The 15,456-nt window shown below is 65.6% G+C and carries 15 protein-coding genes, 1 tRNA gene and 1 pseudogene; 7 read left to right on the top strand and 10 right to left on the bottom strand.

The features are described 5' to 3' along the window. Window positions 1–167: 167 nt before the first annotated feature. Window positions 168–287, top strand: a tRNA-OTHER gene (locus LWP59_RS27340). Window positions 288–1,421: 1,134 nt separating this feature from the next. On the opposite strand, the gene LWP59_RS27335 is transcribed toward LWP59_RS27340, so the two are convergent. The 5 genes from LWP59_RS27335 to LWP59_RS27315 form a co-directional block, all read right to left on the bottom strand. After that, the gene (locus LWP59_RS27335; protein ID WP_144635633.1) at window positions 1,422–2,420 is read right to left on the bottom strand and encodes an IS481 family transposase; all 999 of its coding nucleotides are present in this window, start codon (window positions 2,418–2,420) and stop codon (window positions 1,422–1,424) included. A gap of 61 nt (window positions 2,421–2,481) precedes the next feature. Beyond that, the gene (locus tag LWP59_RS27330; RefSeq protein WP_144635636.1) at window positions 2,482–3,039 is read right to left on the bottom strand and encodes an isochorismatase family cysteine hydrolase; all 558 of its coding nucleotides are present in this window, start codon (window positions 3,037–3,039) and stop codon (window positions 2,482–2,484) included. Window positions 3,040–3,068: 29 nt separating this feature from the next. Further along, a complete protein-coding gene (locus LWP59_RS27325) occupies window positions 3,069–4,469 on the bottom strand; it encodes an MFS transporter (RefSeq protein ID WP_144635639.1) in 1,401 nt (466 codons plus the stop codon). Window positions 4,470–4,550: 81 nt separating this feature from the next. Further along, window positions 4,551–4,985, bottom strand: a complete 435-nt coding sequence (locus LWP59_RS27320) for a MarR family winged helix-turn-helix transcriptional regulator (protein WP_144635642.1) — start codon at window positions 4,983–4,985, stop codon at window positions 4,551–4,553. A gap of 979 nt (window positions 4,986–5,964) precedes the next feature. Next, on the bottom strand, window positions 5,965–6,582 hold the full coding sequence (locus tag LWP59_RS27315; RefSeq protein ID WP_144635646.1) for a TetR/AcrR family transcriptional regulator: 618 nt from the start codon (window positions 6,580–6,582) through the stop codon (window positions 5,965–5,967). Between the two features lie 255 nt (window positions 6,583–6,837). Here LWP59_RS27315 and LWP59_RS27310 point away from each other — a divergent pair, with 255 nt between their 5' ends. The 3 genes from LWP59_RS27310 to LWP59_RS27300 are packed head-to-tail and all read left to right on the top strand — an operon-like array spanning window position 6,838 to window position 10,167. Further along, on the top strand, window positions 6,838–8,385 hold the full coding sequence (locus tag LWP59_RS27310) for an acyl-CoA synthetase (protein ID WP_144635991.1): 1,548 nt from the start codon (window positions 6,838–6,840) through the stop codon (window positions 8,383–8,385). A 2-nt stretch (window positions 8,386–8,387) separates the two neighbouring features. Further along, window positions 8,388–9,380 carry an LLM class flavin-dependent oxidoreductase gene (locus LWP59_RS27305; protein ID WP_144635649.1) on the top strand — a complete coding sequence of 331 codons (993 nt, stop codon included), beginning with the start codon at window positions 8,388–8,390 and terminating at the stop codon, window positions 9,378–9,380. A gap of 31 nt (window positions 9,381–9,411) precedes the next feature. Next, window positions 9,412–10,167 carry an SDR family NAD(P)-dependent oxidoreductase gene (locus tag LWP59_RS27300; RefSeq protein WP_144635652.1) on the top strand — a complete coding sequence of 252 codons (756 nt, stop codon included), beginning with the start codon at window positions 9,412–9,414 and terminating at the stop codon, window positions 10,165–10,167. A 606-nt stretch (window positions 10,168–10,773) separates the two neighbouring features. Here the strand turns inward: LWP59_RS27300 and LWP59_RS27295 are convergent. Further along, window positions 10,774–11,319 (bottom strand): OST-HTH/LOTUS domain-containing protein, encoded by a 546-nt coding sequence (locus LWP59_RS27295; protein WP_229858139.1) that lies wholly within the window; start codon window positions 11,317–11,319, stop codon window positions 10,774–10,776. Window positions 11,320–11,491: 172 nt separating this feature from the next. Here LWP59_RS27295 and LWP59_RS27290 point away from each other — a divergent pair, with 172 nt between their 5' ends. Then, window positions 11,492–11,740, top strand: coding sequence for an integrase core domain-containing protein (locus LWP59_RS27290; protein ID WP_144635659.1), 249 nt, complete (start codon window positions 11,492–11,494; stop codon window positions 11,738–11,740). Between the two features lie 138 nt (window positions 11,741–11,878). Here LWP59_RS27290 and LWP59_RS27285 read toward each other — a convergent pair whose 3' ends face one another. The 4 genes and pseudogenes from LWP59_RS27285 to LWP59_RS27270 all read right to left on the bottom strand — a co-directional run bounded on the left by LWP59_RS27285 (window position 11,879) and on the right by LWP59_RS27270 (window position 13,719). Beyond that, window positions 11,879–12,442, bottom strand: coding sequence for a dihydrofolate reductase family protein (locus tag LWP59_RS27285; RefSeq protein WP_144635662.1), 564 nt, complete (start codon window positions 12,440–12,442; stop codon window positions 11,879–11,881). Between the two features lie 82 nt (window positions 12,443–12,524). Further along, window positions 12,525–12,773: pseudogene (locus LWP59_RS27280) on the bottom strand (hypothetical protein); the annotation flags it as partial. 521 nt (window positions 12,774–13,294) lie between these two features. Beyond that, window positions 13,295–13,501: a hypothetical protein gene (locus LWP59_RS27275; RefSeq protein ID WP_144635665.1), complete on the bottom strand. Its 207-nt coding sequence runs from the start codon at window positions 13,499–13,501 to the stop codon at window positions 13,295–13,297. Then, the gene (locus LWP59_RS27270; protein ID WP_144635668.1) at window positions 13,495–13,719 is read right to left on the bottom strand and encodes a hypothetical protein; all 225 of its coding nucleotides are present in this window, start codon (window positions 13,717–13,719) and stop codon (window positions 13,495–13,497) included. The genes LWP59_RS27275 and LWP59_RS27270 overlap by 7 nt, the downstream gene beginning before the upstream one ends. Window positions 13,720–14,408: 689 nt before the next feature. Here LWP59_RS27270 and LWP59_RS27265 point away from each other — a divergent pair. Together LWP59_RS27265 and LWP59_RS41210 are read left to right on the top strand one after the other, a co-directional pair. Continuing rightward, the gene (locus tag LWP59_RS27265; RefSeq protein WP_144635673.1) at window positions 14,409–14,813 is read left to right on the top strand and encodes a DUF1003 domain-containing protein; all 405 of its coding nucleotides are present in this window, start codon (window positions 14,409–14,411) and stop codon (window positions 14,811–14,813) included. A 252-nt stretch (window positions 14,814–15,065) separates the two neighbouring features. Then, window positions 15,066–15,338, top strand: coding sequence for a contact-dependent growth inhibition system immunity protein (locus LWP59_RS41210; protein ID WP_186383123.1), 273 nt, complete (start codon window positions 15,066–15,068; stop codon window positions 15,336–15,338). Window positions 15,339–15,456 lie beyond the last annotated feature (118 nt).

Raw genomic sequence — 15,456 nt, 5'->3', positions numbered from 1 at the left:
CCGCCGGAACTCCGGCGGATACCCACGTCGTCCCATACCACCCTCACAAGATCAAGTGGCATAAGAACCCAACAATCAGACTCTGTCAAACCCGGGACACACCAGTTCTCACACGAATTTTGTTGGGGCAATCCTGGGGCACAGCGGCGCACACCACGACGTTGAACGGCAGCTAACTGCACTGAACGGCACCGTTTTTTCTGCGGTTTCTCTGTTCTCACAGGTAGAATACGTGTTCGAATCTCACTGGCAGTGAGGGGTCAGGGGTTCGAGTCCCCTTAGCTCCACAGGTTTCAAGATCGCCCGGCTCTGCGGTTTCCGCAGGTCGGGCGTTTTTTTTTAGATATGCCCTAAATTTGTCCATTATGGACTTCGATTAAGTTACCCTTCAGTAACTGGGGCAAAACTGGGGCAAGCCGTGATCCCGTTCGATATGGGGTCACTGAAACTGCCCCAGCGTGTTCGCCCATCTGGGTATTTGTGCGAGCTTTCTCCTGTCCGTCTGTGGCTGCCGGGCTGCGCTGGATGTGGACGCAGGGTCGGTCGGTTCCACCGTGGACAGGAACGTTGGTGGTGCAGCGTTCGCTCGTTCGGTAGGATTGTGCCAGTGCCCGGCGTTGCCGGGCAGTTTGTCTTGGCGGAGACCGTGAATCCGGCGAGTGGCTGCAGTACCTCGCTGTAGCCGATGTCGCTCGGTGCGGGCGATCGTAGTTGCTCACCCCGCGGGTCTAGCCGCACCGCCGATTCACGCGGCTTTGGTGACCGAAGCCTGCTGTTCGTTCACCGTCCCACCGCCAGGTCGCTGCGCAGCCTTCTCCTCGAACTCGGACCGCACGAGCTTGACTAGTTGGCGGGGCCTGACCCGCGCCAACCCCAAGCCGAACGCGTAGCGCGTTTGCGGAACTCGGTCTCTGGTGGGCCGCACGATGAGCGGCGTCCTCTCGCCGCGCTTGAGCCAGAAGAGCTTCCGGTGCGCGGCTGACCACTGCCTGCTCCGGCATGTCCTCGCCACCTCTTGACCACACTGCGCGGGCAGTCCGTATCCTGCCAACGGGTGCAGAAGTATGGCTGGCGTCGGGGTGGCCGGCTACAATATGTTCATTCCATGTGATCCGCAAGCCTACGCTGTTCCGAATGCTGGCCAAGAAGCGATGACGGAGACTCCAAGAGCGACGCAGGCCATCACCAAACCCAAGTTCGGCGACGGCGAACCGTTCTTGGAATCTACGCCGTATTCATCGTCGTTGTCGGCGTACTCGGCCTCGCTTCCGTGATCTCGGGCAAAGCAGTCGCTATTTTCCTATTCGCGGGAAGCGTGGTCGAACTGATAGCCCTCCTAGCCGCCGACCGGGCAAAAAATAACCGATAAGCGCTGTCCACACAGCACAAGATGACAGTAGATTTGGACGCTGGCGGGACCCCTAGCTGTACTTGGCCAGGACGTTGTTGACGCGGGACGGCGTCGCGGATGCTGGCGGCTGTCCGTCGTGCGCGCCGTGCGGCCGGTGATAGTTGTAGTGGCGGTTCCAGACCTCGAGGCCCGCAGTTCGTTCGGCTTCTGACCGCCAGCTGCGGGCGTAGCGGAACTCCTCGGCGAGAATCCAGTCTTCACAGACTTTCCCGTTGTGCCTGGGCGTGTACGGGGTGATGCGCTGATGCCGGTTTTCACCCATCGCTTGCTCGAATGCATTAGCGCGGTAGCAGGCGCCGTTGTCGGTCACGATCCGCTCGATACGGGTGATGCCGTGGGCGGCGAACCACGCTCTGGCTCGGCCGAGGAACGGGACGGCCGTGAGTGCCTTCTCGTCGGGCAGCGCTTCGGTGTAGGCGAGCCGTGAGTATCCGTCGATCGCGGACTGCAGGAAGACGTAGCCGGTCTTCGCGCCGCGTTTCTTCGTTCGAGCGACGGCTCTGGCGACGTCGCTGCCTTTGCCGTGCACGCGCCACCCACCGCCGTCGGGGATGCGGCCGGTCTTCTTCACATCGAGATGCACCATGTGCCCAGGCCGCTCGGCGGTGATCCGCTGCGATTCTCGGTTGGTCTCTCCGTTCGGATCTATGAACCTCCGCCGATTCAAGCCCAGCTGTGCGAGCAGTCGGGTGACGGTGCGGCGGCTGACGGGCGTGCCGGCTTGATGCAGCTCGAAAGCGATGCGGGAAGCCGACCACTTGTGCTCGCGTCGCAGCGACTCGATCTCATCTACGAGCCGCCCCGGCGTGGCTGCCGGCTGCCGGGCCGGAGCTGACGAGCGATCAACCAGCCCGAGTTCGCCGAACCGCTTGTATCGGCTCACCCACTTTGAGGCGGTGGTGCGTGAGACGCCCATCTCCGCCGCGACGTGTGCGATCGGACGGGTACGGTAGCGCTCGACGAGCCGTTTTCGCCCTTCCGGAGTCAGGGGTGCGCTGCGGTGGGTCATGTTGCGGCGAGGATCTCGATTGCGGCGCGGGGCCCGGCAGCACCGTCGCGTGATCGGACGGTCAGGCGCCCGGTGCGGTGACGATTTCCGCGATCGTGCCCGTCTCTGCGATTCGGGGGAAGGTGTGGGCGAGGGCGTGGTCGTGTGCGGTTTGGTCGAGGTCGGTGATGCCGTCGGTGGCGATGGTGACGTGGAGTCCGTGGTCGTAGGCGGCGCGGGCGGTGGAATCGGCGGCTTGGCTGGTTGAGACCCTGGTGAGCACGATCTGGGTGATGCCGCGCGCTTCGAGTTGGTCGATCAGGCCGGTGCGGTTCAGGGCTCCCCAGCTGTTCTTGGTGACGGTGTGCTCGCGCTCGTCGGCGCGCAGTTCGGGCAGGAGCTGAGTCCATTCGTCGGGCAGGATCATGCCCGCCGGGTCGCCGGCGTCGGTGCGTCCGGGAGCGGTGCCGGTGACCCGGACGAGGATGACGGGGCGCGCGTGGGCGCGGGACGCGTCGGCGAGATCGGCCACGCGGGTGGCCAGGGCCGGTACCGGTTCGATGGTCGGGGCGGCGGCTGCGGCGGCCTGGAGGTCGAGGATGACGAGTGCGGCGGTGTCGTCGATGGTGGTGATGGGCATGGTTCTCTCCTTGCTTGCGGTCGTGCGGGTCAGGTGGTCGGGGCGGCGGTGCGGCCGAGCGTGCGGTCGAAGATCGAGATGCCGAGTAGGACGAGACTCGCGCCGACCATGATCCAGGCGATAGTCGTGACGCCCGTGTCGGTCACGGATGTGCGGTAGACGATGCCGGTGACGGCGGAGGAGGCGATGGACCCCAGGTAGCCAAAGGAGCGCATCAGGCCGGATGCCGTGCCGAGCTGTTCGGCGGTCGCCTGGCTGTAGAGGGCGAGCTGGTTGCTGCTGGCTGCGCCCTGCGCGAAGCCGAGCATGATCGTGACCGCGAGGGTGATGACGAGCCAGGCCGGCGTGGGCAGGAAGAGGGCGCTGATGGCGGCAGCGATGCACGCGACGGCCGCGCCGATGATCGGGCCACGCACGAGGTTGCGGCGCGAGAACGGCACGATCACGAGGCCGGAGACGACGGTCATTGGGATGAGAAGGAGGCCTGCGCCGAGCTCGGACATGCCCTGGGACGCTTCAAGCCATTGCGTGATGCCGTAGAGGACCACGTAGCCGCAGAGCATGACGAGCCCGAACCGGATGAGCGTGCGCGTGAGGGCCGCATTGCGCCCGAGCAGCCGCACGTCGAAGAAAGGTGATCCCGCGCGCAACTCCCACCAGATCTCAAGCGCCCAGAGCACCACAGTGGCAGCGAGCAGCGTCCAGTTCGGGGTCGGGAGGCTGGAAAGGAAGAGCAGCAGGCTGGTCATCGCGAGCGCGAAGCCGACGATGCCGGTCACGTCCAGATCGGAGATGATCCTGCGGGCGGTGCGGTGCTCGATGGCCTGGTCACGGGGCACCCACATCAAGGTCGCCACGAGCGCGATGAGCGCGACCGGCACGTTGACGAGGAACACGGACCGCCAGCCGAGGAACTGCACGAGCACGCCGCCGATGGGCAGGCCGAGCGACGCGGTCGCGACGCCGGCGATCATCAGGCCGCCGAGCACGCCGCCCGGCGGCTTCTCCAGCCCCGCCGCGCGAGCACGCTGGCGGATCAGGACCATCGCGGTCGGGTAGGCGCAGGAGGTGCCCAAGCCGATCAGCACGCGACTGATCACGAGCGCCAGCAGCCCGGGGGCGGCACCGCCGACGATGCCACCGGCCAGGACCAGCAGGATGCCCGTGAGGAACACGCGCCGCGGCCCGAACACCTCGGCCGCCTTTCCCGCGGTGGGCTGCGCGATCACGCTGGCGAGATAGAGGGCGGACACCAGCGCAGCCGTCTGGCCGATCGAGACGTGCACGCCGGCCGCGATCGGCACCAACGCCGTGGCGATCAGAGAGCTGTTGATCGGGTTCAGAGCCGAGCCGATGTACAGCGGTGTGGTGAACCGCCAGTTGAACGGCTTACTCGCCACCGATGGTGAGGCGGTTGCTGAGTCAGACATCGAAGTACTCCTGGGCGCCGCGCGGGCGCGCTCGACAGCGGGCAGGTGCTTAGCCGCCCGCTGGTGAAGGGAAGAAGTGGGTTAGAGGTATTGCGCGACGCGCTCGATCAGCGGTGCCGCGTCATGGATGAGCCGGATCTCCTCGGGGCTGAGATGCGCCTTCAGAGCAGCCGCGATGTTGTTGGTCGCGGCGTCGCGGATGTCGTGCAGTTGGCTGGCGCCGGTCGGAGTCAGCGAGAGGAGGAACCGGCGACCGTCGTCCGGGTCCGGGTGCCGTTCGATGAATCCCCGTGCCTCGAGCGCGGCGACCGTCGCCCCCATCGTCTGCGGAGTCACCTGATCCCAACGAGCAAGACCGGTGATGTTGTCCGGACCGTTACGATCCAGCCGGGACAGCACCGACGACTCCGGCGCACTGAGATCAGAGGAGCGGCTATTGCGCATGCGGCGTTTCACCTGACCCACAGCCCGACGCAACTCAGCCGCCGTCGCCTCCACGTCGATCTCATCAGCCATATTCAGAAGGTTACTCTTGCAAGATTAATCTTACAAGTTTTGCCTTGGTAATAGGTCCAAAGCCGAAGCGCGGGCGATCAAGCGGCGCGAGCGTCAACAACCTCGTGGTCAGCAACAGTTAGCGGCTAAACCTCAGGCCCGGCCCCGCCCCGCCCCAGTGCTCCATGCCTGCCTTCACCGCGATCGTGATCGCCTGCTCTGCGCCCTTCCCCAGAATTTCGCCCCCTTCTTCACTGCAGCCGCCGCCTTGCTCTTTACAGTCCCCGAAGTTGACGTCGGACGACGGTGTCCGGCGGAGGGTTAGGACGCGGGCGACCAGGACCAGGGGCGGGGCCCGTTCCGGTCGCGTAGGCAGGTAACACGGAGTTCGGCTTCGTGGTGAGCGCGGGGGTTTTCGGCGGCGTGTTGGGCGAGGTAGCAGGTCATGCGTAGTTCGCGGATGTCGCGCAGCAACGCGAAGCCGTCCCAGGTGGTGACGTCGTGGCCGTAGCGGTGGTTGGCGCCCCACCATTAATCGCTGACTTGTGTGTTTTCGTCTCCAACAATGGCCGGGCCGTGCTTGGCGCGCGCCCAGGGGCATCACCGGTACAGGAGGAACTAACGTGGTCGCACTATGTCCACTGCAATCAGTTTCAGAACCAGCTACGCGCAAGACCCGCTGGACCGATGCCGAGCTGATGGCACGCGTCGAGCAGTTGCAAACAGACCTGCGGCGCGGATTCGCCATACTGCTGGTCGCACTGGGGCCGGCTTCGTCCTGGTCGATCAGCTTCTTCTCCGGTGAGCCACCCCGGCGCCGTCGGGACCGCCGGTTGCCTTCCCCTGGCCCAATCACTGAGCCGTTCCCCCGCTTTCGGCAGGGCATGGACCCGCCGCGCGCACTCCGGACAGTGCTCGTCCGGACCTGTGCCCATGGACCGGAGACGTCCCGGTAATGATCACGGTTGTGTCAGCCGATGTGCGGCTGTCTGGTCCGCGTTCAGTTGACGAGGCGCGGGAACAGTTCGCGGATGCCACGTCGAAGGTCGTCGAGCGCTTCCTCCGCGCCGGCAAGGTAACGCAGGAGCGCCCGCTGGAACAGACCGTCGAACAGCGCGTACGCGTCGGACGGAGTGCAGGTCGGCTCCGTGCCGGCGAGCTCGGCATAGGCACGGAGGTTGCGCCACATCATGTTCTGGAGGCTTTCGTCGATCTGGGCGACGTCGTCGCGGAATGCCTCCTCGAACATCGCCTGGGAGCGCAGGTCGTACCACAGCCGGTGCATGAGCGGAGCGTCTTCGAGCGCGGTGGCCAGGCCGACTCCGCAGGCGGTGGCGAACTCATCGGGAGTGGAGACCTCGCCGATGTTCCCTTCGTAGCGCTCGACACAGGCGGCCTTGTAGCGCCGGACGCAGTAGGTGATCAGCTCGACCTTGTCGGCGAAGTAGTAGTGCAGCAAGCCGTGGGAGAACTTGGTGTGTTCCGCGATCGTGCGCAGGCTGGTGCGGGCGTAGCCGAGGTCGGCCAGGGCCAGCAAAGCCGCGTCGGCGAGTTCGCGGCGCCGCTCCTCGAACTTGTCCACTCGGGTCCGGCGCCTCACGGCAGCTGCGCTGGTCACGGGCTTGACCCTAGCACAGAGACCCACTTCTGACCGATCGTCCAAAAAAATCTTGACATTCGTCCAAAGAACAGCCAGGGTCGTGATCAGTCCTCGGTGGCGCCGACGAACATCAGGAGGGACGTCGGCGTCTCCGGGTTCTGTTTCCGTGACGCACCGGAGCCGGCAAGCGGGGGTTCGATCCTCACCAAGCGTGCACTTCAGCCGCTTGCACGAGCCGGTCGTCACGCTGCACGACTGAAAATGGAGACAATGATGTCGCTGGCCTTCTACCTGGACAAGGGCGCCTCCCTGGGCTCCGGGGCGCCCTGTCTGACCCTCGACGCGGTTTCACTGTCCTACGGCGAGGTCGTCGAGCTCACCCACGCGGTCGCCCGGGCGCTGCGGCGCTCCGGCGTCGCGCCCGGGGACAAGGTCGGCATCCTCTCGGCCAACGATCCGACCGCGTTCGCCTGCGTGTTCGGCATTTCCCGGGCGGGAGCGGTGTGGTGCCCGATCAACCCGCGCAACGCGGCCGGCGAGAACGCGGAGCTGCTCGACCTGTTCGACTGCTCCGCGCTGATCTTCCAGCCTGCGTTCGACGGACTGGTCAAGCAGATCATCCCGAAGCTCCCCAAGCTGAAAACGCTCGTCCGGCTCGGTCCAGGCGACGACCTCGCACTGGCCTTCGACACCTGGCTCGACGCCGCGCGAGACGATCCATCCGTCGACGCAGCACCTCCCGACGACGTGGTCGCCCTGGTCGGCACCGGAGGCACCACAGGACGTCCCAAGGGAGTCATGCTCACCGACCGCAACCTCGAGGCGATGTCGGCCATCACGCTGATGAGCTACCCCTTCGAAGAACGCCCCGTGTACCTGGCCCTGGCCCCGCTCACCCACGCGGCCGGCGTGCTCTGCTTCCCGATCCTCGCCCGCGGCGGCGAAGTCGTGATCATGGCCAAGCCCGACATCGGCCGGTTCCTGGAGCTGATCGAGCGACACCGGGTCACCCACACCTTCCTGCCGCCAACGCTGATCTACATGGTGCTCGGCCACGACGCGCTCGATCGCACGGACCTCTCGTCACTGCAGTGCTTCTGGTACGGCGCGGCGCCGATGTCGACGGCGAGGCTGACCGAGGCCCTCGACCGCATCGGGCCGATGGCGCAGCTGTTCGGCCAGTCCGAGGCCCCGATGATGATCTCGACGATGTCGCCCGCGGACCACCGCCGACCGGACGGCACCGTCCACACGGGACGGCTGTCGTCCGCCGGCCGCCCCTCGCCGCTGGTCACGGTGGTGATCCTCGACGAAGACGGGCGGCCTGTCCCGAAGGGGGAACGCGGGGAGATCTGCGTGCGCGGCTCGCTGGTGATGGCCGGCTACTACCGCAACCCCGAGGCGACGGCCGAGGCGTCCGCCCACGGCTGGCACCACACCGGCGACATCGGTTTCCTCGACGACGAGGGTTTCCTCCACATCGTCGACCGAGCCAAGGACATGGTCATCTCCGGCGGGTTCAACGTCTATTCCGCCGAGGTCGAACAGGCGCTGATGGCCCACGACGCCGTCCGCGACTGCGCCGTGATCGGCCTGCCCGACGACAAGTGGGGTGAACGCGTCACCGCCGTCGTCCAGCTCCAGCCCGGCCGGGAACTGGACACCGGCGAGCTGATCACGTTCGTCAAGGACCGCATCGGCAGCGTCAAGGCGCCGAAGCAGATCGAGATCTGGCCGGAGCTGCCGCGCTCCACCGTCGGCAAAGTACTCAAAGCCGACATCCGCTCCACCTTCACCGAACGCAGCAAGGAGGCTGTCTGACCATGAAACTCGCGCTCTACCTGCCGAACTTCCGGGACAAGGTGACCGTCCGGGAACTCGAAGACCTCACCGCCCTCGCCGAGGACCTCGACTTCGACTCCGTCTGGACGCTCGACCGGATCATCGTGCCGGAGGCCTCGGACCGAGGGGAGATGCAGTACCCCTTCGGGATGCTGGACGAAATGGGCAAGCAACTCCCAGTGAGCTCGCGGGGCGAGTTCCTCCAGGGCATGCCGTTGCTCCCCTGGCTCGCCGCGAAAACCTCGAAGGTCCGGATCGGCATGAGCATCATCGACACGCCGTACCGTTCCCCCGGCGTGCTCGCCGCGGAGCTGGCCACCATCGACCACCTCTCGGGCGGCAGGCTCAACGTCGCCGTCGGTTCCGGCTGGATGCCGGAAGAGTTCGCCGCCGCCAGCGCCGCGCACATCTTCCCCAAGCGGCACAAGCACGTGCGCGAAACCCTGGAGATCATGCAGGGCATCTGGACCAACGACCTCTTCGAGTACCACGGCGAGTTCGCCGACTTCGAGCCGGCCGGATTCGGCGCCAAGCCGGTGCAGAAGCCGCACCCGCCGATCTTCTTCAGCGGCCTCAAGGACCCGAAGCGCTCGGCCAGCCGCATCGCCAAGTACGGCCTGTCCGGCTGGATCGGGATCCAGGACTCGCCCGAGGACATCCAGCGGTGGCGCACCGAGATCCAGCGCGAGCTCGACCAGCTCGACACCAAGCGGTCGGTCGACGACCTCGAGATCTCCAGCATGATCTGGTTCGTCATCACCGACCAGGACATGGACCAGAGCCCCCAGGGCAAGGGCACCAACCTGCTCGTCGGGTCGGCGGCGCAGATCACCGACCAGCTCAAGCGCTACCGGGAAGCCGGGCTGACGATGCCCTTCCTGTGGCCGCCGTTCCAGGACGTCCCGGTGGCGAAGACGCTCGACGACCTCAAGCGCCTCAAGGAAGAGATCATGCCCGAGATCGACGCGATGTGAACAGCCCCACAACAAAGTGAGAGGAACAAGAATGTCCGAGCTCCAGGGAAAGCGGGTCTTCGTCACCGGATCCGGTGCCGGGATCGGCAAGGCGATCGCCGCACTATTCGTCGAACGCGGCGCGCAGGTCGTCGTCAGCGACCTCAACGCCGACTCGGCCAAGCAATCGGCCGACGAGATCGGCGCCGCAGGTGTCGCCAACTGCGACGTCACGGACGAGGCTCAGGTCCGGGCCGCCGTGCAGCAGGCGGTCGACCTCCTCGGCGGCCTCGACGTGCTGGTGAACAACGCCGGAATCGAAGTCGCGTCGCCACTGCTGCAGCAGTCGACGGAAAGCTTCGACAAGATCTTCGCCGTCAACGTGCGCGGCACGTTCGTGACCATGAAAGCGGCGACCCCGCACCTGGTCGCCTCCCAAGGAAACATCGTCAACATCGCCTCCATCGCGGGCATCGGCGGCAGCCCGCTGCTCGGCTCCTACTGCGCGACGAAGGCAGCGGTCATCCAGCTCACCCGCGTCGCCGCCGTGGAAATGCGGCCGACGGGGGTACGCGTCAACGCGGTGTGCCCGGGCTTCGCCGACACCGCCATGGTCGAACGCCTCGCCCCCGACTTCGAGGCCGCGACCCAGGTTCCCTTCGGCGACCTCGTGGCCGCGAAGCAGGGCCGGCTCGGCACCTCGCAGGACATCGCCGAGGTCGCCGCGTTCCTCGCATCCGACCGGGCCGCGTGGGTGACCGGCAGCCACTACGTCCTCGACGGCGGGCTGACCGCTTCGCTCGTGTGACACACCGGCCGGTGCGAGCCCGCAGGGGTGGCCCGCACCGGCCGGCACGCGTACCTGACGGTCTGCCGGAAATGGGCAGGACAAGGAACTGCCCGACGTGGTCAAGGAGCCGAACCGGGAAACTGACGGGCCCGACCGCGGCGCCGTGCGGATGGTGCCGTACGGGTCCGGCTATCGGAACGGCGGGCGCGTCAGTACCTTCCCCGGCCACAAGGGTGCTGTTGTCAACGACAACAGCACCCTGAAGGACGAACTCGCCGTCGTCCACACCGGCGACACACCCAGTTCGGGTCGTGCCGTTCGCCGGTCCGGCCGAGCACATTGGCGTAGGCGCGAAGGTGCTGAAGTTACCCTTGGCCGGCCGCTCCGCCGCGACGTCCGGTTCGAGATCCCCGCCGACGGCACCGACACCTCCGGCCCCACACGCGGCCGGTTCTTCCTAGACCGCCCCCACCACCGTCGTCTGGCAGTAAGCCGAAACACCTGGTCGCGCTCGACCACGCGGGGGCGACCACCAGACCGCAGGAAGGCCGAGGTGACGGACTTCTGGTCCCGCTCCGGTCCCTTCACCCTTCCCAACGGCTGATGCCCGCCTGCACCCGGGTATCAACGCTTCGGCCGACATGAACGCCGGACTCGGTCTCCGCACGCTGGCCCCGGTAGCGTGGCTTTCGCTTTCTTCTCCGGACGATGTCTCTTATCGAGTGCGTGGATGACCGCGGGTTTCCCGTCTCCGGGGCTGCGGCGGTCCAGCTCGAACAGGGTCGTCGCGGCGATCAGCTCACTGAGCTTGGCGTAGTCGTGGTTGCGTGCATCGAAGTCCGTGCGCTGCTGGGTGATGATGTGCCCGACCGCGGCGAGGGCGGCCCAACCGATCCCGGCTACCAAGGCGACCAGACCGATCCCCTGGGCAGCCCGACGGGACCGGGCTTCGACCTGACGACCGCCGATCGAAGCGGCTACCTGCAGTTCATCATGGGTTCGGGTACGAAGAACCTGACCGCGTTCGAGGCCACCGCCACCGCCTACAGCCAGTCCACATTGACTGCTGCCTTCGAACACGGCAACCCGACGCAGGTGAAGGACGCGCTGTAACAGGCGGGGACACTGGACGGATCGATCGAGAAGGCTTCGGAGAACTACCCGGCTCATCAGGAACATCTCCACTACGAGACCGAACAGGACAAGCGTGACCGGGCTGCGGCACTCAACAAAGGTGTCGGCATTGGTATCGCGATCGCGGGCACGCTAGTCTCGGCGGCGACCGGGCCGGCCGCGCCGGTGTCGGAGGGCGTGGTCATCTCGATCGCGACCATCATCGCCGGTGCCGGTGCTGACGCATTGCTCGATCCCGGCGCCCCACCGCCCGGCGGCGCAGACCAACGGTGTGATCGAGCGGTTCTTCGGCACCCTGAAATACGAGCACCTCTACCGAGGCGTCATCGCCGACGGCGACGCTCTGGCCATGGAAGTCCTGCGCTTCCGGCACTTGTACAACACCGTCCGACCGCATCAAACCCTCAACGACTGGACGCCGCAGCAGGCGTACCTCACCAGCCGGGAGAGCCAGTAGCCACCCGGTCCGGTCGTCCGTTAGGGGATCCCTTACCTACACGGCCTGGGATCCGGGACGGGTATCACGATCGCCTCGAAACACAGCGCCACGAGATCCTTGAGGGCCCGAAGCCCGGGCCGATCCGAGGTCGGGTACTCAGCGCCTGGTCTCGTACCTGGTCAGGACCACGCCGTCGGGAAACGTCCGGGTCTCCACCAGGGTCAGGTTCACCCAGTTGTCCAGGGCCGCAAAGAACGGCGTGCCGCCACCCACCAGGACTGGATGGGTGACGATCGCGTACTCGTCGATCAGCCCGTCCCGCATGGCCACTGCGGCGAGTGTGGCGCCGCCGATGTCCATGGGGCCGCCGTCCTCGGCCTTGAGCCGGGTGATCTCGGTGACCGCGTCGCCGGTGACCAGGCGGGTGTTCCAGTCGACCGTGCTGGTCGTGGAGGAGAACACCACCTTCGGCATATCCTGCCAACGGCGGGCGAACTCGATCTCCGCCGGTGTGGCGCCGGGCTGCTGGTCGGCGGTCGGCCAGTGGGAACTCATCGTCTCCCACAGTTTGCGCCCATACAGCGCCATGCCCGTCGCCGCCACCCGGTCAGACCACCACTGGAACAGCTCGTCGCTCGGCACACTCCAGCCGAGGTCGTCGCCGGGCGCGGCGATGTAGCCGTCCAGGGTCAGGTTCATGCCAAAGGTCAGTTTCCGCATGGCTCAGCCTCCCGTGAGTCGGTACTCGGCGTACAGACCAGCACGGCACGGAAAAATCATCGGTGAACCGTCATGGTCCTACGTGCTTGTCATAGCCCAAGTGGTCGGTGATCTCGCCATCCAACGCGGACTCCAGCGGCCGCTTGCTCGGCTGCTGCAACACCCCGCCCTGGCCCGTCAACTGCAGCCCGCCGACCTTGGCGCGGCTCACCAACTGCTCGACAAGCTTGTCATCCAGACCATCCAGACCATCCAGACCATCCAGACCGTCCAGACCGGTCTCGGGCTTCGAGTCCTCAGCGTTCTCCACGCCAGACATCATGTCGCTCATCAGGTGCATTTCCATGATCGGGAATTACACCGCTCGTCTTGCAGTCCCCCTACCTCGAAGCGCGCAAGTAGGTCGCCTGAAAGCCGAAGGAAGGGACAGGCGTGTCAGACCGCCACGTCACACTCAGGCGAAGTCCGGATCGCGGCCGGCCTTCCACGTTTTCGTGCGCTGCCAGGTGATGCCTGCCTGGCGCAGGATGCGTCGCGCGGTCTCCGTGGAGACGGTGAGCCGACGATGTTCAGCCAGGTAAGAGCCGAGTTTTGTCAGGCTTCAGTTCGTGAACTGCAGTCCGAGTTCGCAGGGTGCGCCACCGCGATCTCGCCGGCAGACCGGCCCTGCACCGAGGCCAGCACAACCCCGGCCCGGCGCAACCACACCCGGTCCCGCGTTGACCTGGTGATTTCGCCAGACGCTGCGCCTGCTCAGGACCCAACCCGTGCACGAACACCTCGGGCTGACGAGCCACCTCCACCCGGCAGCCTCCCAGCCCTGATTCCCTCCGCAACCTTCTGGGCACGGCACTAGTGGTGCCAGAGCAGGTGCAGCAGGTGGGCGCGGGCAACCGCCGGTGCGACCGTCGTGGCCGCGAGCTCACCAAACGGGAGTGGGCTGACCGCGGTGGCGGCGAGCAAGGTGTCGGATATGCAGAGCAGGTCGTTCAGGGGCCGGCGCTGCGCCGAGAACGCCTCTACCGCCGCCGCGCTCACCGGATCCCAGCCCGTCACCACCCGGTAGTCCCAGCCCTGGAGAGCGGCGAGGTCGCGGCAAAGGTGTTCACGTCCCGCGGCGTGATCCGTCCGGCAGGGCGGAGGTCGATCAGCCAGGGGCCGGACCGCGTGTCGGCGAAGAAGTCCGGGATGTGCTCACGCATACCGTCGGCAGACGAGAACCGCAATTGCAGCGGCTGCGACAACACATCGGTGACGCCGCCGGCGAAGTCCAGCATCAGCAGCAGCTTCGCCTCCGCGAGAGACTCGAAGCCGTGCAGACGTCCGGTACTGACAAGGAACTCCAGACCCGAACGATGGTTTACGTTGCGGTGTCACGAAAATCGACGAAATGGCTCCCGGCCGGCTACAGGCAATGACGCGATATCACGAACTGGTACCACAACTTTCTCGCCACGGACCGAGACCGTCACGCTCCAGCGCCGCGTCCAGTCCGCATTCGGCTGCAACCGCGCCCGCGCGTGCACCGGCACGGTTTCCGTCTGCGCCAGGCTTACCATCCGCAACCGTGGGACCACAGGGCGGCCCGTTTCGCCACATCCACTACGCCATGCAACCGCAACTGCAGTCGCCGCCCCGCTCGGCGCGCCGAGGCCGCGCCTTAGCGCTCTCAGTTCACCCGAACACCAGCGACAGGTGCGGTAGCACCGGTCGGCTCCGCAGAGCGACGCGCCCGGCGCTCGGCCGATTGCCGGACTGCGCGCGTCAGGCTACGCACCAGCCGCTTGGCCGATGCCGGTACCGTCACCGCGGACGTTCCGGTAGGTCCTGCGACAGCAGCCAGATTCATGACCGAAGATTTTCAGCCTCGCCGGCTGCTTGTTATCGGCGGCGACGCGCGTGTAGTAACGGATACTCGAGCCCGGTTCAGTCGTTCCGGCTCCGACCTCCGGTTCTGGGAGATGACGTGCAGCCCGAATTCACGAACAGCTCACCCCACCACCCCGTTGTGGTGGCACACCGAGCACAGCGACAGGCCGATGCTCAGCTCCGGATCGCCGACGCGATCACCGCGTTCGCCGGCTCCATGCGGTTCGTCTACATCCACGCCGTGCTGTTCACAGTCTGGATGGTCTTCATCGAGTCGGATCCGTGGCCCAAACTCACCCTGATCGTCTCCCTCGAAGCGATCTTCCTCTCGACGTTCGTCATGGTCGGGCAGAACCGCCAGGCTGCGTTCCAGCAGGCCAAGGCCGACCACGATTTCACCGAACAGGAGCAAGAACTGAAGACCAACACGAAACTGACCCGGGAGATCCATGTCCTCACTACCGAGTTGCATCGGCGCCTGGTCGAGGACGCCGACCGGTGACCCTCGGTGGGGGTGCGATCTGCGGTTGACGCAACGGTATGGGCAGAACTCTCGAGCTATACAAGAATGGCTGCACGGCTCGAGTGTCACAAGGATGGCGATTGACAGTGCTCTGCCGCCGGGAGTGACAAATCGAGTATACTGACGATCCAGTAAAGAGTTTGTGCCTGCGACGGGAGTGCGAACCGTGCTTCAAAGGAACCCCGACTTGCCCGGGGATACGGGATATTCACAAACTTTGTGATGCCGTAAATGAACCACTCAATCGATGTACCCGCATATTTGACAAATTCGTACTTTCATGAAGATTGCGATCTTGAATCGCCTACTCCGTCGGCTGTTGTCGAAAAATTCGCGCGGCTGGAAGGCGAGGCCACGACAAGGGGCCTCTTCAATTGCTTGCTCGCCTTGGTCAACGACAGCCTGACGGAAGACGAAGCAAAGCGTATATGGCTAGATCAAGGCGGGGCATACTATGATCCGGCTGCGCACGGAGTGGCTACGTTGAATGGTTCGAGACGATGATAGGCGTATTGCGGAAATTCGTTAGCACTGATTGGAAGGGTAGCCTCGGGGAACTGTCTTGCTAGAATTGGGAATGCTGTCAATCCTTTCAGGGTTGATGGCGTACTACAGTCGCCTC

Source organism: Amycolatopsis acidiphila (genome assembly GCF_021391495.1).
GTDB classification, from domain to species: Bacteria; Actinomycetota; Actinomycetes; order Mycobacteriales; family Pseudonocardiaceae; genus Amycolatopsis_E; species Amycolatopsis_E acidiphila.
The sequence above is the reverse complement of the archived record's forward strand: the minus strand, read 5'-3'. Positions and strand labels throughout refer to the sequence as shown.